The sequence below is a fragment of the Amycolatopsis eburnea genome (assembly GCF_003937945.1).
Classification (GTDB): domain Bacteria; phylum Actinomycetota; class Actinomycetes; order Mycobacteriales; family Pseudonocardiaceae; genus Amycolatopsis; species Amycolatopsis eburnea.
Window position 1 is genome coordinate 338,719 of the sequence record NZ_RSEC01000059.1, and the last position, 17,522, is coordinate 356,240.

At 70.9% G+C, this 17,522-nt stretch carries 17 protein-coding genes; 10 read left to right on the forward strand and 7 right to left on the reverse strand.

Annotated elements, in window-relative coordinates; all coding sequences use genetic code 11:
• Positions 1 to 31: 31 nt before the first annotated feature.
• The gene (locus EIY87_RS33720; protein WP_158641408.1) at positions 32 to 766 is read right to left on the reverse strand and encodes an EthD domain-containing protein; all 735 of its coding nucleotides are present in this window, start codon (positions 764 to 766) and stop codon (positions 32 to 34) included.
• A gap of 92 nt (positions 767 to 858) precedes the next feature.
• On the opposite strand from EIY87_RS33720, the gene EIY87_RS33725 reads away from it, so the two are divergent.
• Together EIY87_RS33725 and EIY87_RS33730 are read left to right on the forward strand one after the other, a co-directional pair.
• Positions 859 to 1,842, forward strand: a complete 984-nt coding sequence (locus tag EIY87_RS33725; protein WP_125313955.1) for a PDR/VanB family oxidoreductase — start codon at positions 859 to 861, stop codon at positions 1,840 to 1,842.
• Between the two features lie 20 nt (positions 1,843 to 1,862).
• Positions 1,863 to 2,726 (forward strand): isocitrate lyase/PEP mutase family protein, encoded by an 864-nt coding sequence (locus EIY87_RS33730; RefSeq protein ID WP_125313956.1) that lies wholly within the window; start codon positions 1,863 to 1,865, stop codon positions 2,724 to 2,726.
• Between the two features lie 9 nt (positions 2,727 to 2,735).
• Here EIY87_RS33730 and EIY87_RS49020 read toward each other — a convergent pair whose 3' ends face one another.
• Positions 2,736 to 3,296, reverse strand: a complete 561-nt coding sequence (locus tag EIY87_RS49020; protein ID WP_191984367.1) for a TetR/AcrR family transcriptional regulator — start codon at positions 3,294 to 3,296, stop codon at positions 2,736 to 2,738.
• Between the two features lie 59 nt (positions 3,297 to 3,355).
• Between EIY87_RS49020 and EIY87_RS33740 the strand changes: the two genes are divergently transcribed.
• Both EIY87_RS33740 and EIY87_RS33745 read left to right on the forward strand, forming a co-directional pair.
• On the forward strand, positions 3,356 to 4,135 hold the full coding sequence (locus EIY87_RS33740; protein WP_125313957.1) for an SDR family NAD(P)-dependent oxidoreductase: 780 nt from the start codon (positions 3,356 to 3,358) through the stop codon (positions 4,133 to 4,135).
• 39 nt (positions 4,136 to 4,174) lie between these two features.
• Positions 4,175 to 4,927 carry an SDR family NAD(P)-dependent oxidoreductase gene (locus EIY87_RS33745; RefSeq protein WP_225440190.1) on the forward strand — a complete coding sequence of 251 codons (753 nt, stop codon included), beginning with the start codon at positions 4,175 to 4,177 and terminating at the stop codon, positions 4,925 to 4,927.
• 327 nt (positions 4,928 to 5,254) lie between these two features.
• Here the strand turns inward: EIY87_RS33745 and EIY87_RS33750 are convergent, their stop codons facing one another.
• Both EIY87_RS33750 and EIY87_RS33755 read right to left on the reverse strand, forming a co-directional pair.
• Positions 5,255 to 6,010 (reverse strand): GNAT family N-acetyltransferase, encoded by a 756-nt coding sequence (locus EIY87_RS33750; RefSeq protein WP_125313958.1) that lies wholly within the window; start codon positions 6,008 to 6,010, stop codon positions 5,255 to 5,257.
• Between the two features lie 52 nt (positions 6,011 to 6,062).
• Positions 6,063 to 6,488, reverse strand: coding sequence for a cupin domain-containing protein (locus EIY87_RS33755; RefSeq protein ID WP_125313959.1), 426 nt, complete (start codon positions 6,486 to 6,488; stop codon positions 6,063 to 6,065).
• A 343-nt stretch (positions 6,489 to 6,831) separates the two neighbouring features.
• Here EIY87_RS33755 and EIY87_RS33760 point away from each other — a divergent pair, with 343 nt between their 5' ends.
• Positions 6,832 to 7,674 carry an oxidoreductase gene (locus EIY87_RS33760; RefSeq protein WP_125313960.1) on the forward strand — a complete coding sequence of 281 codons (843 nt, stop codon included), beginning with the start codon at positions 6,832 to 6,834 and terminating at the stop codon, positions 7,672 to 7,674.
• A gap of 347 nt (positions 7,675 to 8,021) precedes the next feature.
• Here the strand turns inward: EIY87_RS33760 and EIY87_RS33765 are convergent, their stop codons facing one another.
• Positions 8,022 to 8,663, reverse strand: coding sequence for a choice-of-anchor M domain-containing protein (locus tag EIY87_RS33765; RefSeq protein WP_125313961.1), 642 nt, complete (start codon positions 8,661 to 8,663; stop codon positions 8,022 to 8,024).
• 28 nt (positions 8,664 to 8,691) lie between these two features.
• Positions 8,692 to 9,342: a choice-of-anchor M domain-containing protein gene (locus EIY87_RS33770; protein WP_225440191.1), complete on the reverse strand. Its 651-nt coding sequence runs from the start codon at positions 9,340 to 9,342 to the stop codon at positions 8,692 to 8,694.
• Positions 9,343 to 9,476: 134 nt separating this feature from the next.
• Between EIY87_RS33770 and EIY87_RS33775 the strand changes: the two genes are divergently transcribed.
• Genes EIY87_RS33775 through EIY87_RS33795 form a run of 5 tightly spaced genes read left to right on the forward strand, consistent with a single transcriptional unit; the run spans position 9,477 to position 15,334 of the window.
• Entirely contained in the window at positions 9,477 to 11,384 is a 1,908-nt protein-coding gene (locus EIY87_RS33775; protein WP_158641409.1) for a TIGR03773 family transporter-associated surface protein, read from the forward strand.
• Positions 11,384 to 12,904 (forward strand): anchored repeat ABC transporter, substrate-binding protein, encoded by a 1,521-nt coding sequence (locus tag EIY87_RS33780; RefSeq protein WP_125313963.1) that lies wholly within the window; start codon positions 11,384 to 11,386, stop codon positions 12,902 to 12,904. The genes EIY87_RS33775 and EIY87_RS33780 overlap by 1 nt, the downstream gene beginning before the upstream one ends.
• Positions 12,901 to 13,719 (forward strand): TIGR03773 family transporter-associated surface protein, encoded by an 819-nt coding sequence (locus EIY87_RS33785; protein ID WP_191984368.1) that lies wholly within the window; start codon positions 12,901 to 12,903, stop codon positions 13,717 to 13,719. The genes EIY87_RS33780 and EIY87_RS33785 overlap by 4 nt, the downstream gene beginning before the upstream one ends.
• Positions 13,716 to 14,438 (forward strand): anchored repeat-type ABC transporter ATP-binding subunit, encoded by a 723-nt coding sequence (locus EIY87_RS33790; protein WP_125313964.1) that lies wholly within the window; start codon positions 13,716 to 13,718, stop codon positions 14,436 to 14,438. Before EIY87_RS33785 ends, EIY87_RS33790 begins: the two co-directional genes overlap by 4 nt.
• Positions 14,435 to 15,334 (forward strand): anchored repeat-type ABC transporter permease subunit, encoded by a 900-nt coding sequence (locus EIY87_RS33795; RefSeq protein WP_125313965.1) that lies wholly within the window; start codon positions 14,435 to 14,437, stop codon positions 15,332 to 15,334. Before EIY87_RS33790 ends, EIY87_RS33795 begins: the two co-directional genes overlap by 4 nt.
• Here the strand turns inward: EIY87_RS33795 and EIY87_RS33800 are convergent.
• Entirely contained in the window at positions 15,321 to 17,387 is a 2,067-nt protein-coding gene (locus EIY87_RS33800; RefSeq protein WP_191984369.1) for a PQQ-dependent sugar dehydrogenase, read from the reverse strand. The two genes, EIY87_RS33795 and EIY87_RS33800, sit on opposite strands and share 14 nt — an antisense overlap.
• Between the last annotated feature and the right edge of the window lie 135 nt (positions 17,388 to 17,522).

A 17,522-nucleotide genomic window follows, 5' to 3' on the forward strand; every position in this document is an offset into this window, starting at 1 on the left:
ACCGGGGCCCCGCGCGTGAACCATTTGTGCCCTAGGAAGGCTGCGCGATCGGCCGGTCGACGGCGGTTCGCTCGTCGATCGCGGGCCGGGCGTGACTCAGCCGGGTCGCCATCGCGATCGTGCGCATCTCGTCGCACAACTCGGCGCGCCGCTTCAGGTAGACGTCCTCGAACGCCGGTGCCCGGGTGAACGCCCGCATCTCCTCGGCGCTGTCGAACCACAGCTCGGTCACCGCGTCGAAGTTGTAGCCCGGCGGCCGGTCGACCACCGCGTTCACCACGCCGCGGCGGGTGCCCGCCGCCACCCCGGCGTGCGCCTCGGTCAACGCCGCGACGAACTGTTCGTTCGTCAGCGCGCGGTCGCGCTTGAGGAAGACGGCGAGGCAGTGCGCGCGCATGCCCCCGGGGCTTGCGAGGTGCTCGTGCGTCGTCAGGGTGAAGTGGCGGGCGTAGGTCGAGAAGGTCGCGAGCTCGTCCGGCTGCACCAGCTCCATCATCTCGTCGTGCTGCCACATCGCCGTCGCGACCTCGGGGCCGGTCAGGGTGAGGAAGTTGACGCCGTCGTAGTCGAGGGCGGCGCGCGCGAACACCGTGCGGTCGAACAGGTTCAGGCAGTGCGCGGTCTGCACGATGCCGGGCCGGATCAGCGGCATGCTGCCGGCGAGCAGCGAATGCTGCCGCCAGCGGACCACGAACTCGGCGGCCGACAGCGCGGGGTTGCGCCGGGCCAGGTACACCAGCTTGGTCGTCGGATCCGGTGCCGTCACGGGTCTCTCCTCGTTCGCTTTCGCTCTTGTCATCGATGGGTCGGCTTTCTATGCTAATTATAGGAGCAATCACGAAGACGTGAAGGTGGGCCATGACGACCGAAGCGGAACTCCAGGTCCGGGTGCTGGCAGCCCGGTGGGAAGCCGACGGGGTGATCTCGCTGCGGCTCGCGCGAGCCGACGGCGGGCAGCTGCCGCCGTGGGAACCCGGGGCGCACGTGGAAGTCGTCCTCCCGTCCGGCCGGATCCGGCACTACTCGCTGTGCGGCGACCGCGGGGACCCGTACTCCTACACCATCGCGGTGCTGCGCGAGCTCGCCGGCCGCGGTGGCTCCGCGGAGATCCACGACACCGCGCTCGTCGGCAAGGAGCTGGTGATCCGCGGGCCGCGCAACCACTTCGCGCTGCGCCCGGCCGGGTCGTACGTCCTCGTCGCGGGCGGAATCGGCGTCACGCCGATCCTGGGCATGGCGCGCGAGCTCACGGCCCGCGGCGCCGGCTGGCGGCTGCACTACGGCGGGCGCTCGCTGGAGTCGATGGCGTTCCTGCCGGACCTCGACCAGCTGGCGTGCGCGGCGGACGCGGCCGTCGACGTCCGGCCGCAGGACCGGTTCGGCCTGCTTCCGCTGGAGGAGATCGTCGAGTCGGCTCCGGCCGGTGCGGCGATCTACGGCTGCGGACCGGCGGCGATGCTCGACGCGTTGCGTGCGGTGGCGAGCCGGGTCCGGCCCGAGCTCGATGTCCACTTCGAACTCTTCACGGCCGGGACCACCGAGCCGGGCGAGGACGGCGCGCCGGACAGCCACGCGCGGCCGTTCACGGTGGTGCTGGCCCAGACGGGGCAGACTGTCGAGGTAGCCGACGGCACGACGATCCTCGAAGCGGTGCGCGACCTCGTACCCGAGGTGCCGTACTCGTGCGAGGAGGGTTTCTGCGGCACGTGCTGCACGAAGGTGCTCGGCGGCTCGCCGGTGCACCGCGACACCGTGCTCGACGACGACGAGCGCGCGGCCGGCGACACGATGATGATCTGCGTCGGGAGCTGCTCCTCCGCGGAGCTGGTCCTCGACCTGTGACGGGTGCGATGGGAGCGGACATGGTGGGTCTCGATCGGGCGGCGTTCCGCGCGCGGGTGTCGAGCGGTGAGCCGGTCATGGTGCAGTGGTGTCCCGACGCGCTCACCGCGCGGCTCTGCGAGCGGCTCGGGTACGACGGCGGGTACCTCGGCGGTGGCGGTCTGGGCTACTCGCTGGCGATTTCCGAGGCGCTGCTGAGCGTTTCGGACCTCGCGGCGGCGAGCTGGCAGATCCGGCGGCGCTCCCGGCTGCCGCTGATCGTCGACGGCGGAGTCGGCTTCGGCGACGCCATCCACGTGGCCCGCACGGTGTGGGAGCTCGAGGCGGCCGGCGTGCACGCCATCGAGCTCGAAGACCAGGTCGCGCCGAAGCGCGCCAGTCATCATCGGCACGTCGAGCACCTGATCCCGCTCGAGGAGATGGTGGCCAAGATCCGGTTCGCGGCGCAGGCCCGCCGCGACCCCGACCTGCTGTTGATCGCCCGCACGGGTGCGGTGCAGAACGAGGACTTCGAGCGCGCCGTCGAACGCCTGACCGCCTACCACGAGGCCGGCGCCGACGTCGTCATGCTGCTGCCCGCGAACGACGAGCAGCTGGCCGAGGCTCCGGCCCGCCTTTCGGCGCCCGTCGCCACACTCACGTCGTTCGACCTCCACACCGCCGAGGAGTGGCGGAGTCTGGGGTACGCGATCCTGATCGACGCGGTGACCGGCCAGACGGCGGCGTTCGCCGCGCTGCGCGAGGCGTACGAGCTGCAGCGCGCGGGAAAACCCAGTGGCCGCCCGGCGGCGGAGTCCTTCGCGATCTACGAGAGCTTCCAGGAGCTCGCCGGTTTCGAAGAGCTGTACGACATCGAGCGCGCCACGACCGAGCCCGGCACCTGACCGGCCGCCTCAGTCGATCAGCACTCGGAACAGGGTTTCGAGGGTGTTCCGCAGCGTTTCTTCGTCCGCTTCGTTGAGCGCGGTGCTGCCGATCACCTTGCGCATCAGCCAGAATCCGTTGATCACCGCCAGCGCCATCGCCGCCCGCTCGGTGCCGCGGGTGCCCGGGACGACGTCGTACAGGTGCCGCTCGACGTGCTTTTCGATCCCGGCGCGCAGGATCTCCGCGGCCCGGGGGTTCGGGGCGGACCGCAGGACGAGCAGGAACGGGTCCAAGTCACCGGCGTCGGGCGCGGTGCGGCGCACGAGCGTCGCCGCGGCGTCGCGGGCCAGCGTCGCCGGGTCGGCGCCCAGCACGGTCCGTTCGGTCAGCGACACCTCGACCACCTCCGTGAACAGGCCTTCCTTGGAACCGAAGTAGCGGTTCACGAGCATCGCGGTGACCCCGGCCGCTTGGGCGATCTCCCGGACGCCGACGCCGTCGTACCCCGCGCGGGTGAAAGCTTCGATGCCCGCGCGCAGGATGGCCTCTCGGGTGGCGGCGGCGTCGCGGCGACGTGGCTCAGTCATGTATACGAGTGTAGACTACGATTAAAGTCTACAGTCGTATACATGTGGAGAACGAGAACATGGATCTGCAACTGACCGGCCGGCGCGCGCTCGTCACGGGCTCGAGCTCGGGACTCGGCGAAGCGATCGCCCTGCTGCTCGCGCAGGAAGGCGCGGACGTCGTCGTCCACGGGCGCGACGAAGCCCGGACCCGCGCGGTCGCGGAGAAGGTCGGTGCCAAGGCGGTGGCCGTGGGCGACCTCGCCACCGACGAGGGTGCCGACGCGGTGGCGGCCGTGGCCGGTGACGTCGACGTGCTGGTCAACAACGCCGGGGCGTACGACCACCTCGGCTGGGCGGACTCGACGCCCGAGGTCTGGCTGCGCACCTACGACGTCAACGTGGTGTCCGGCGTGCGCATGATCCACCGGTTCGTGCCGGGCATGCGGGCCCGCGGCTGGGGCCGGGTCATCCAGATCGGCGGCGGTCTGAGCGGGCAGCCGATGGCGATGCAGCCCCACTACAACGCGACGTTGGCCGCGCGCCACAACCTTGCGGTGTCGCTGGCCCGCGACCTGAAGGGCACCGGCGTGACGTCGAACGTCGTCGCTCCGGGGGCGATCCTGGTCGACTCGGTGCAGCGCCTGCTGACCGAGATGGCGCCGGAGCGCGGCTGGGGCGGGGAGTGGGCCGAGATCGAGCGCAACGCGGCCGAGGACTTCGTGCCCAACGACGTCGGCCGGTTCGGCCGGCCTGAGGAGATCGCGGGCGCGGTCGCGTACCTGGCCAGCCCGTACGCCGACTACATCAGCGGTGCGACGCTGCGGGTGGACGGCGGGACGATTCGCTCGGTGCAGTGAACGCTGGACATCGTGCTCTTTGAGGATAATGATAGGAGCATGATGGACGAACTGTTCTCCGTCCGGGACAAGGTCGTGGTGGTCACCGGTGGTGGCCGGGGTCTGGGCGAGATGATCGCCCGCGGTTTCGTCGAGCGGCAGGCGAAGGTCTACATCGTCGGCCGCTCGGCGGAAACCCTGGCCACCACCGCCGACCGCCTGGGGGAGCGGGGCAATTGCACCGCCGTGCCGGCCGATCTGTCGACGACAGGGGGGATGGACGCGGTGGCGGAAGCGTTGTCCGCCGAACCGGCGGTGCACGTCCTGGTCAACAACGCCGGCGCGAACGTCCGTGGCGAAGTGGACACCTACCCCGAGTCCGCCTTCGACGAGTTGTTCGCGATCAACGTCAAGCCGGTGTTCGGCTTGGTGCAGCGGCTGCTCCCGAAGCTGCGGGAAGCCGCCTCCCCGGCCGACCCGGCGCGGATCGTCAACATCGGCTCGGTGGTCGGGCTGAAGCCGTCGGGACGCGGATTCGCGTATTCGACGACCAAGGCGGCGGTGCACACGCTCACCCGGCACCTGGCACTGGCGCTGGGCCCGGAGTCGATCACCGTCAACGCGATCGCCCCGGGACCCTTCGAGACGGAAATGACGTCCGGCCGGATGGCCGAGATGCTCGGCAGGCTGTCGCTCACGCGACCCGGCGCGGACCTCGACCTCATCGGCGCCGCGGTTTTCCTGGCGTCCCGAGCCGGAGCATTCGTGCACGGCAGTGTGCTGCCGGTGGACGGTGGGCTCGCCATCGCCTGAGCGGGAACAACGGGTCGGGAAGCCGGTCGGTCGAGCATCGTGGCGGTAGCCGTAAAGCCGCGTCCGTGCACCGCGTCCCGGCGGGCGACGATGGCCACAGCCGAACTACCTCGCGCGTGGCAGCGCCGCGCCGTCGCCGGCGTCTCGGTGATGGGAGGGGACTTCCTGCCAGGTCGTCCGGGTCAGCGCTTCCGCACTGGGGACGAAGTCGGCTTCTGAGCAGGGTCACCGAGCCGTCGACCTGCGCGAGGTGTTCCCGCACGGGGCGTGCATGCCGGCCGCCGGATCACCGGACGTGCTCGGCAGGAGCAGTTCCCAGCACCACGCTCACCCGGTGAACAACGACCAGTTCTCCGCGTGGGCGAACCCCATCGCTTCGTAGAGGGGCACCCCCAGCGGGCTGGCGTGCAGGAACGCGGTCCGTGCGCCGAGTGCGTACGCATCGCGGAGCACGGCGGCCGTCGCGGCCCGGCCGTAGCCGCGGCGGCGGAATGGCGGGGGTACGGCGATGTTGAACACCCCCACCATGTCGTCGACCAGAACGCCGAAGGACGTCGCGACGCCGGTGCCGTCGATTTCGGCGACGTAGCCGTGCATGGCGGGGTGGTCCAGCACGGACGGCGCGGCGAAGACCGAGAAGAGCTCGGCCGGTCCCTCGTACCCGGCGGCCATCGTGGTGCGGTACAGGGCACTGTCCACACTGGATACTTCACGAACCGCGATCGCTTCGGGTTCGACGGCTGGCTCGAGGTCCTTCAGCATGAAGGGCAGCAGCGTCCGCTGCCCCAGGCCGTGGGCCGCGGCGGTCGCGGCGATCCGGTCGTCGACTCGCCCGCCGCGGATCTGGAGGCTCCATGCCACGGACGTCAGCCGTCGTGACCCGGCGAACTCGGCGATCTCGCCGGCGTCCGGTTCGGCTGCGGTGCTGATGATCCCGTTCAGCAGGGGCATCGGCGCGCCGGTGACCAGTTCGGCGGTGCCGGCCGGACCGTCGCGGTGGAAGCCGTTTGGCTGGGTTTCGGCGAACAGGGCCATCGTCGCGATCCAGGCCCGTGCGGCACGGTCGGTCAGGTGCTGGGTCATGTCTTCGAGTCTCCGAGCGCGATGCTGACAGTAGGGTGAACAGCCGCTGGCGTCATTCGTAGGAACACCCCGGGTTGGCCTGGTCCACGGCCAGCGGCTGCCCGGCCGGGCTGCGGTAGAGCACTTCGAGCACGACAGGTGTCGTGCCCAGATTGCGTCCGATGTGGACGTAGCCGGGCCCGCTCGCTTCGGCGATCACCTGACCGGGGTGGTAGACGCCATCGCTCTCGCAAGTGGCGTCGTCGTGGCTGAGCACGCCCTGCTTGACGTAGCCGGTGACCTGGCCGGGGTGGTAGTGCCAGCCGGTGCTGCCGCCCGGCGCCAGGGTGATTTCCTTGAGCACGTAGTCGGTGTCCCCGACGACGTGGTCGAACAGCGTGACCGCCGAAACGCCGCGGCCGGGCGTGGCGTCAGCCGTGCCGGGGAGCGCGGTGAGTGCCAGGCAAGCGGTGATCAGGGCGAGGGGCTTCCGGTTCATGGGGCAAACCTCGATCGTGGTGATGGACAGCTGATGTGCGCCGCTTCAGCAGCGCGGCGAAGGTCGCCGGCCCCGCGGAACAGGTGGCGCGGCCAGCTGCCGTGCGGTGGCCAGGCCGAGGCCCTTGTTGGCACCGGTGACGAGGTGATCTTTTCGGTGGGCATCGTCCCGGACGGTAGGACCGCCGGGACCGTGCTCGCGAGCGTCGGGTGACGCTGCGTGTGTAAGTCGCCCTCGCCCGAGGCTGACCCGACGTACCGGTCGCCGTGAACGCGACTGGTCACGTCAATCAGGCGCTAAGTGCTACAGTAATGACGCACTTAGACGAAGAAGGAGCTCTCACATGAGTAGAGTCTGGTTGATCACCGGAGCGTCCCGCGGATTCGGGCGCTGTCTCACCGAAGCGGTACTGGACGCGGGAGACTCCGTCCTTGCCACGGCGCGGCGGCCCGAGCAGCTGGACGACCTCGTGGCCCGTTACGGCACGCGGATCCGCCCGGTCGCCCTCGACGTCACCGACCCGGAGGCCGCCGTCCGCGCGGTCAAGGAGGCTGCCACCGGCTTCGGCCGGCTCGACGTGGTCGTCAACAACGCCGGCTACGCGAACAGTGCGGCGATCGAGGAGATGGCCGAGGACGATTTCCGCCGGCAGATCGAGACCAACCTCTTCGGCGTCGTGAACGTGACGCGGGCCGCGCTGCCGCTCTTCCGGGCGCAGCGGTCCGGGACTTTCGTGCAGTTCTCCTCGATCGGCGGCCGCGTCGGCGGCACCCCCGGGATGGGTGCGTACCAGACCGCGAAGTTCGCGGTGGAGGGCTTTTCCGAGGTGCTCGCCAGCGAGACGGCTCCCTTCGGCGTGAAGGTGATCATCGTCGAGCCCGGGGCGTTCCGGACCGACTGGCAGGGCGCCTCGATGACCCGGCACGCCGTGGGACCGGACTACGAGGAGACGGTCGGTGCCGTCCACCGCTACCGGGACGCCCACGACGGCAACCAACCGGGCGACCCGGCCCGCGGTGCGAAGGCCGTCATCGACGTCGTCGGCGCCGAGAAGCCGCCCCGGCGGCTCATCCTCGGCGGCGACGCCGTCGAGGCCGCCCGCAAGGCTGCCGAAGAACGCGCGGCCGAGACCGAGCAGTGGGCCGAGGTCAGCCGTTCGGCCGACTTCCCCCGCACCGATCGCTGAACCGGAGGATCCACCATGCGGATCCAGGACCGAAGCGTCGTTGGCGCTCTGGGCTGGAAACCGGGGGACCGGCTGCTGATCACCCGGATCCGCTCGTCCGCGGTGATTCGCCGGCGCGGCGACGGGATCTTCCGGATGACCACCAAACCGTACGTCGTGCTGCGTGTGTTGACGGCTGGTCGAATCCGGGCCGCCGACGACGACCGGTTCATCGGGGCCGGTTCTGTGGGCGAGGGCTTTCCGCAGCAGCAGAACCTTATTCGATCGGTTGATGTCGAGCGGCACCTGGACGGCAGTCTCCCGCGGGCCGGGCGCACCGGGGCCAGGCCGGCGCGCCCGGCCGCGGCTCAGGGCAGGACCTTGAACGTGTACGTCGCGTCCGTCGAGATGGTCGCGCCGGTGGCCGCCAGGGTGCCGCTGACGCGGAAGGTCACCGTGTACGTGCCGGCGGCGCTGAACGCCCAGTTGGCGTGCGTGTGCGCCCCGGCTGCCAGTGGCTTGGCGTCGGGCAGTCCGTCGCCGCTGTTGAACAGGACTGTCGGCGTGCCCAGCGATTGGGTGTAGACGCTGAGGTTGCCGCCGCTGACGCTGATCAGGCTCGTCGTCAGCGTGTTGCCCTGGAACGTGCCGGTGGGGACGTCGGTGCTGTTCCAGCCCGCCCACAGCAGGTTCGCGTTCTGCGTCTGCGGCAGGATCCACACCGTCGAGCCGGGAGCGCCGAGGAAGCTGTAGGCGGAGTTGTCCGGCACCGTGGTCTTCGCGGCGGCGAGCACGTCCAGCTCCACAGTGGACGGTGCCCGTCTGACGCTCGGGCTCGCGGTGCCGTCGAGCAGTTGGACGGTGAGGTCGCCGGAGGCGTAGTCGACGTCGAGGACGTCGACGTGCCCGGCGGTGAGCACCGTCGTCGCCGCGCCGGCGGGCAGGGCCGTGACGAGGCTGAGTGCGGCGGCGACGGCCGCTGCGGTCAGGGAACGGGTTTTCAGGCGCATGACGAACCTCTCTCGGGGGTGAACGGGATCAGTCGACGCAGAAGGTGAGCACGGCCGGGGCCGAGGACACCTTCGCGCCGGTGGTGAGCGTCGCGGTGGCCTGGAAGGTCAGCTTGTAGACGCCGGGCTGGGTGAAGCCCCAGTTGACGTGCTCGTGCAGCCCGGCGGGCAGGGTCAGGGCGTCGGGCAGGCCGTCACCGCTGTCGAGCAGCACGTTCGCCGCGCCGAACGGGTCGGTGGTGAACACGCTCGCCGCGCCGGGGCCGCGGACGGACTTGAGGGTGACCTTGACCGAGTCGCCGGCGAAGACGCCGGTGGTCAGTTCTTCGGTGCTGAAGCCGGGCCAGAGCAGGTCCGGGTTCTGGGTTTCCGGGAGGATCGAGACCGGTGCGCCGGCCGGGCCGAGGAACCGGTACGAGGCGTCGGCGGGGACGGTGGTGCGCGCGCCCGGCAGCGCCTTGAGGACCACCTGCGCGGGGTCGTATTCGACGGACGGTTCGACCGACTCGTCGTGGACGTGCAGCTCGAGGGCCCCGTCTTCGTACTCGACGTCGACCGCGTCGACGTGGCCGTGATCGAGGACCACCGCGGGCGCGGCGTGGGCCGGGGCGGCGAAGAGCCCGGCGAGCAGGGCCGCGGTGGCGGCGCTGCAGGCCAGCAGGGCAGGACGACGACGCACAAGAACTCCTTGCGTGCGGAAGGGGACGGACTGGACAGAACATTAACGACAATGATATTCATTAACAAGACAAGGTTCGCGCATGTGTTTTCACGCGATGGGGGACAAGATCCATGCTGGGTAGGTCAAGACCGGTGCGCGCGCTGCTGGCCGGGTGCGTCGCCGCAGTGTCGCTCCCGTTGCTCGCACCGGTCGCGCACGCGGAGAGCGGTCCGGCGCCGGCCGGGCGGCAGCGGACCGTGCTCAACGACGTGCACACCGACACCGTCGACGTGCAGTACACCGACGGACGCCTGGCGCTGCGCACGCGCGTGGGCAACCAGCCCCACCAGTACTTCGCGCCCGAGGACGTGCTGTTCCAGTTGCGGGACAACGACGTCTCCCGCATCGCCGTCCCGGAGATCCCGGAGTACTCGTTCCTCGGCGCCGCCGGCACCCCGGTCTGGGTCGCGCCCCAGGTCCAGGACTTCTCGCTGCTGTTCGCGGGCTGGGACACCGAAAGCCTGAGCGCCGGCACGTTCGCCGGGGACGCGATCGACCTCCGCCTCGCCGGTGTCGCCGGCCCGGGCGCGCTCGAAGTGTTCCAGACCGACTCCTTCGGCCTGCCGCTGCGGGTGTTCAGCTCCCGCGACGGCGGCCCGAAGTCGTTGCACCAGGCCGTCGGCAGTCACGTCCACGCGAACTGGGCGTTCAGCGCGCTCGGCCGGTACACGGTGACCTTCGAAGCCACCGCCACCGACACCGCCGGGCACCGGCTCAGTTCCGGGCTGGTCGACTACACCTGGTACGTCGGCGGTACGTCGGCCGCCGACATCCCGGCCACCGCCACGACCGCCACCCTCACCGCGTCCCCGGCGACCACCGCCGTGGGGGAGAACGTCGAGCTGACCGGCACGGTCACCCCGGCCGACGCGGTCGGCTGGGTGGAATTCGCCGACGGCGCCACCGTGCTCGGCCACGCTCCGGTCGTCGGCGGACAGGCCACTTTGGACACTGTCGCACTGGCGTCCGGCACTCGTTCCCTGACCGCACGGTTCGTCCCGCGGTCCACCACCGACTTCGCCGAAGCCCGCTCCGCGGCGGTCGAGCACGTCGTGACCGGCGAGGGCACCCCGCCGCCGCCCACCTCGGCGCCGTCATCGACCGCGTCGGCCCCGCCCGGCACCCAGCCGACGTCCTCCACCCCTGCCTCGTCGCCCGCCGGCGGCGCCCCCGCCCCCGGCACGACAACCAAGCCGTGCGTGCCCGCGGGCCCGGTGACCTCGAGCGCCGGGGTCGTCCTGGCCGACGGCCATGCCGACTACGCCGTGCGCCTGGTCGGCGGGAAGCTGGTCTCGCAGGTCAAGGACGGCACCGTCGCGGGCACCACGACCTGGCGGGCCCCGGGCAGCGTCGTGTTCCACGTCGTGGACAAGGCCGCCACCACCGTGCCCGCGGGCACGCAGTTCTCCTTCCTCGGCAAGCCGGGTGACCGGATCTGGCAGATCCCGCAGACCCAGCAGGCCGGCGTGCTGTGGCTGGGCTGGAACACCGAGGAGCTGAAGAGCGGCGACGTCAGCGGAGATGTCACCTGGCGACTGGACGAAGTGGATGGTCCCGGCGCGCTCGCGGTGTTCAAGTTCGACCCCTTCGGCAAGCCGGTGCTCGCGTTCAACAGCGGCGACGGCGTCCCCGACAGCTACGCCGTCCGGCTCGGCACGCACGCCCACGGCAACTGGACCTTCACCAAGCAGGGCATCTACCACGTCACCTTCACCCACAGCGCGAAGCTCGCCTCCGGCGCCCAGTCCAGCGACCAGCAGACGGTGACCTTCGCCGTCGGGCCGGCCGACCCGAAGCAGGCGCTGCCGGTCACGACGTCGACTCCGCCGGCCGGCACCTGCGCGGACGACGTCGCCGCCCGCTCACGCGGAGCCGGGCTGGCATCGACGGGGTTCTCGTTCGCAGGACCGGTTTCGCTGGCCGGGCTGGCGTTGCTCGGCGGCACGGCCTGCCTGCTCCTGATCCGCCGCCGGAAGTCCGTTGTGGACGGTGAGCGGTGATGCGGCGAACGATCCCGGTGCTGCTGGCCGTGGGCGTGCTGGCGACCGCGTGCTCCAGCGGCGCGGCGACCGGCGGGAGGTTGCCGGTGGTCACGACCACCGAGATCCTGGCCGACCTGGTGCGCAACGTCGGCGGTGAGCGCGTGTCGGTCACCTCGATCGTGCCCTCGGGCGGCGATCCGCACTCCTACGAGCCGACGCCGCGGGACGCGACGAACGTGGCGAAGGCCGACGTCACCTTCACCAACCACCTGCTGCTCGAAGAACACGCGTTGATCAAGACGATCGACGCGAACGCCCGTCCGGGCACGCCGAACGTCTCGCTGGCCGAAGCCGCGGAAACCTACGGTGCCACGGTCATGCCACTGGTCGAGGACATCGGCCTGGACGTCGCGTGGCTCGGCCTCGCCGTCCGGGGGGAAGGCAAGGCCCGGGGCGCGACCCGCACCTCCGACGTCCGGCTGGCCGCGACGAAACTGGAGGGGCCCGGCACGGTGGCGGTCTACCTGACCGAAGCCCTCGGGCAGCCCGACGTCTACTTCGACTCCGCCGACGGGCTCGACGCGAAGGACACCACGACCCTGCCGCCGGCCGCGCACACCCACCTGAACTGGGCGTTCAGCGCGCCCGGCGTCTACCGGCTGACGCTGTCGGCGCAGCTGGTCACCGGCCAGGCCGCCTCGGCCCCGATCGGGGAGGGCACGTTCACCTTCGCCGTCGGCGTCGACCCGCACACCGTGGCGGACAAGCCCGCGATCATCGGGGTGGGGCACACCGACCTGGCCGTCGACCTCGACACCGGCGGCGTCTACGCCTACACCGACAGCGGCACCGGGCAGCAGCACCCGGTGCCCGCGAACGACGTCGTCGTCGACGTGCCCAACCGGGCCCTGGAGACGGTTCCGGACGATCCGCGGTTCGCGTTCCTGGGCAAGCCGGGTGCCTCGATCCACCAGTTGCCCCAAGCGGTGCTCGGCAAGCACGTCCACGGTGAGATCGACCCGCACCTGTGGCAGGACGTCCGCAACGCCAAGGCCTACGTGCAGCTGATCCGCGACACCCTCAAGCAGCGCGACCCCCGGGGCGCGGCCACCTACGACGAGAACGCCCGCACCTACTCCGCCCGGCTCGACGAGCTGGACACCTACCTCCGGCAGCGCATCGCCGGGATCCCGAAGGACCGCCGCCAGTTGATCACGACCCACGACGCCTTCGGCTACCTCGCCAAGGCCTACGACCTGACCGTCGCCGGTTTCGTGGTGCCGAACCCGGCCTCGGAACCGAGCGCCGAGCAGGTCCGGAAACTCACCGAGACGATCCGCAACCTGCACGTGCCGGCCGTGTTCATGGAACCGAACCTCGCCCAGCGCGCGACCGTGCTGACCCAGGTCGCGACCGACCAGCACGTCAAGGTGTGCCTGCTCTACGGCGACGCCTTCGACGAGCACGCGCGCGACTACCTGGCCATGATGCGGCACAACGCCGACGAGCTGCGCACCTGCCTCGGCGGTGGCGCGTGATCCTTCGCCTCGCTGCCCTGACCCTCGCGGCTGCCCTCGCCCCGTCGCCGGTCGCGGCTGCCACCCCCGCGCAGCCGACGGTCATCGCTGACGGCCACGTGGACATGGGGCCCCGGATGGTCGACGGTGCCTGGAAGATCCAGGTCCGCGACGACACCACCCAGCCCGCGACCTGGCGCCCGCTGCCCGATGTCGTCCTGCACGCCGTGTCGGCGGCGAAGAGGGAAGTGCCGACGGGCGCGGAGTACGCGTTCCTCGGCGCACCCGGTGCGCCGGTCTGGCTGCTCCCGCAGGTCCAGCGGCCCGGCGTGCTGTGGCCGGGGTGGAACACGCAGGACCCGTCCATCGCGGGGATGGTCGATCGCGAAGTCACCTGGCGGCTGCACACCGTCGCCGGGCCGGGCCGGTTCGCTTTGTTCCTCAACGGGAACTTCGGCAAGCCCCAGGAGGTGTTCGACAGCACCCGGCCCTTCCCCCAGGAAACCGGTATCGAGAAGGCTTCGCACGTCCACGGCAACTGGGCCTTCTCGGCGGCCGGCGCGTACACCCTGGACATCGAGATGCTCACCGCCGCGCCGGACGGGAAAACCCTCAGCGATCGAGAACAGCTGCGGATCTACGTCGGTGACGGCCAACCGGCAGCCGCGTTCGCGGCGGCCACTTCCCGGACGCCTACCTCGGCTCCCGCCACCGTGTCGCAGGAGGACAGCGCGACCTCGGGAGGCTGGTGGTACGCGCTCGGCGCCGTGATCATCCTGGCCGCGCTGGTGTTCGCGGTCCTGGCCCGGACCCGGCGCGGCAGGAGCGACTCGTGACAGCCCTGGAGATCACCGGCCTGAGCGTCCGGATCGGCGGCCGGGACGCACTGTCCGAAGTGGACCTGAGGCTGGGGGACCGTGAACTGGTCGGGCTGATCGGCCCCAACGGCGCGGGCAAGACCACGCTCCTGCGCGCCGTCCTCGGTCTGCTCCCGGCCACGGCCGGGACGATCCGGCTCGACGGCACGATCGGCTACGTCCCGCAGCGCCACGAGTTCGCGTGGGACTTCCCGATCTCGGTGGAGAAAGCCGTGCTCACCGGCCGCACCTCGGCCATCGGCTTCCTCCGCCGTCCGCGCCGGGACGACCGCGACGCCGTCCGCGACGCGCTGCGCCGGGTCGACCTGACCGGCCTGGCCCGCCGCCCGATCGGGGAGCTGTCCGGCGGGCAGCGGCAGCGGGTGCTCGTGGCCCGCGCGCTGGCCGTCCGGCCGCGGCTGCTCCTGCTGGACGAGCCGTTCACCGGGCTCGACGTGCCCACCCAGGAACTGCTCACCGGCCTGTTCCGGACCTTGACCGACGAGGGCAACGCCGTGCTGATGACCACGCACGACTTGCCCGCCGCGGCCGCGTTGTGCGACCGGCTGTGCCTGCTCAACCGCACCATCGTCGCCGACGGGCCACCCGGGGAGCTGCGGGATCCCGAAGTGTGGCTGCGCGCGTTCGGCGTCACCCGGTCCGACCAGCTCATCCACTCCTTGGGGATCGCCCGATGATCGACTTCCTGCTCGCGCCGTGGGAGCACGAGTTCATGCGCCGCGCGTTCCTCGTCGCGATGATGTCCGGCGTGGTCTGCGGCGTCATCGGCAGCCACGTCGTGTTGCGCGGCATGGCCTTCATCGGCGACGCGGTGTCGCACTCGGTGTTCCCCGGCGTCGCGATCGCGTTCGTGTTCCGGTTCGACCTCGCGCTCGGCGGGGCGATCGCCGGGCTGCTGACCGCGTTGAGCGTCGCGGTGTTCGCGCAGAACAAGCGGCTCAAGGAAGACACCGTGATCGGGGTGTTCTTCGCCGCGGCGTTCGGCCTCGGCATCGTGATCCTCTCCAGCGCGCCCGGTTACTCCGGCTCGCTGGAGTCGTTCCTGTTCGGCCAGATCCTCGGCATCAGCGACGGCGACGTCCGTGTCGTCGCGATCGCCGGCGCGGTCCTGCTGGTCGCCGCGGCCGTCCTGCACAAGGAACTGGTCACCGTCAGCCTCGACCGGGAGACCGCCCGGGCGCTGGGCGTGCGGGTGTTCGGGTTCGACATCGCGCTCTACACGATGGTCACGGTCGCGATCGTGATCTCGCTGCAGGCGGTGGGCAACATCCTGGTGCTGGCCCTGCTGATCACCCCGGCCGCGTGCGCGCGGCTGCTCACCGACCGCCTCGGCGTCATGATGGTGCTGGCGCCGGTGATCGGGATGCTGTCGGCGGCGGTCGGGTTGTACCTGTCCTACTCGCTCAACCTCGCCGCCGGCGGCCTGATCGTGCTGGTCGCCACCGCGGTGTTCCTGGTGTGCTGGGTGTTCGCCCCGCGGCACGGCGTCCTCGCCCGGTTCCGCCCTGGAGATGCCCGGGGCGGAACCGGCGTGGGAGCCGAGCGACGGTTCCGGCGGGCTAGCCGACCGTGACCCGCAGGATCTTGTTGTGGCTGTTGTGCGGTGTGCTGTCCTTGTCGCCGTCGACACTCGTCGCCAGCCACATCTGGCCGCCCGGCGCCGGTTCGACGGTGCGGAGCCTGCCGTAGGTGCCGTTGAAGAACGTCTGGAAGTTGGTCAGCGAGCTGCCGCTGATGACCGCCCGGTAGAGGCGTGCCCCGCGCTGGCAGGCGACGTACAGCGCGTCGTGGATGATCGTGATCCCGCTGCACGAGCCCTGCGCCACCGGGTAGGTCTTCTTCGGCGCGATGAACCCCGCGGTGCCGCACGAACCCGACGTCCCTTCGCACGTCGGCCAGCCGTAGTTGCCGCCCTTCACGATCAGGTTCGTCTCGTCCATGATGCTGTTGCCGAACTCCTGCTCCCACAGCCTGCCCTGCGAGTCGAACGCCAGGCCCTGGACGTTCCGGTGCCCGTAGCTCCACACCGCGTTGTGGAACGGGTTGTCCGTGGGGATCGTGCCGTCGGGGTTGATCCGCAGCACCTTCCCGTTGGGGCTGCTGGTGTTCGACGCGTTGTCGCCGTTCTGCGCGTCACCCGTGCCGGCGAACAGGTAGCGGCCGTCCGGGCTGAAGCGCAGCCGGCCGCCGTTGTGGAACTTGTTGCGGGCGATGCCGGTCAGCAGGATCTGCTCGGTGCTGGTGGTCAGCGAATCGGCCGCCGGGTCGTACTTGATCCGCACGATCCGGTTGTCGTTCGGCGACGTGTGCATGATGTAGAGCCAGTGGTCGGAGCCGAACGACGCCGGGTTGATCTCCAGCCCGGTCAGGCCGCCTTCGCCGTCGGTGCTCTGGACGTTCGGCACGGTGCCGATGGTCTTCTTCGCGCCGGTCTTCGGGTTCAGGTGGACGATCGAGTGCGCGTCACGCTGGTTGTAGAGGATCGTGCCGTCGGGCAGGGTGACCAGGCCCCACACGACGTCGTCGTCGGTCCCGACCTGCGTCGCGCCGCAGACGCCCTGCGACGGCGTGCAGTTCGACCCGCCGGTCGTCGTGACGTCCACGGCCGGCGTGCTCGGCTCGCTGAGGTTCCCGTTCCCGTCGACGGCCCGCACCTGCAGGTGGTAGGCGGTGCTCGGGGTCAGCCCGCCGAGCGTGGTGCTCGTCGTGTCGGCCGTGCCGATCTGCGTGCCGCTGTTGTAGATCCGGTAGCCGGTGACGCCGACGTCGTCGGTCGAGGCGGTCCACGCCAGCCCGATCGAGGTGCTGTTGACCGCGGTGGTGTGCACGTCCGCCGGCGCCGACGGCGGCGTGTGGTCGTCGGACGGTGGTGTCTTCACGGTCAGGGTGCCGCTGGCCTGCGAGACGTTCCCGGCCGCGTCCCGCGCGTTGACGTAGAAGCCGTAGCTGCCGTTGGGGCTGAGGTTGCCACAGGTTGCGGTGAGGGCGCCGGTCGTGCTCGCGCAGAGCTGGCCGTCCCGGTAGACGTCGTATCCGGCGACGCCCTCGTCGTCGGTCGCCGCGGTCCACGAGACGGTGGCGCTCGTGGGTGTGACCCCGACGAGCGTCGGCGTGCCGGGCGGCGACGGCGGCACGACGTCGCCTGCCGCCCCGTAGACGCCGAACTCCTGCAGCGAATAGCCCTTCGACGCGTCGGTGCGGCAGCGTTTCGTACCGTAGACCCGCACGTAGCGGCCGGTGCCATCGAGGGAGGTCAGGTCTTCGACGCCACCCTTTCCGGCGGTGGTGGCGTAGATCCGCGTCCACGTCGCGTGGTCGTTCGAGGTGTCGATCTCGTAGGCGGTGGCACACGAGGCATCCCACTGCAGCCGGACGCGGCTCACGTGCACGGCCGCCCCGAGGTCGACGTAGATCCACTGCGGATCGACGCCGGCGGCGCTCGCCCACCGCGTCGCCGAGTCACCATCGACGGCGGCCGGCGCCGGGCAGCACCCGCCCGCCGAGGACGCGGTGACCGGTTTTCCCTGCGACAGCAAGGGATCCGCGGCCAGCGCGGGCCCGGTAGTGGCGAGCGTTCCGGCGACGAGCGCGGCGACGACCGCCGCCACCCGGATCCGTCTGGTCATCCCGTCCTCCTGCGCAGTCGTGGCCCCCGGTCCGCGCACGCGCACGCCCGTTCCCGTCGGCGAACGACCCGTCGGCACAGGCGGAGGCGGACACCTGACGACGAGGGCGGGGTTCTCCGGGCCCGGGACCGACCT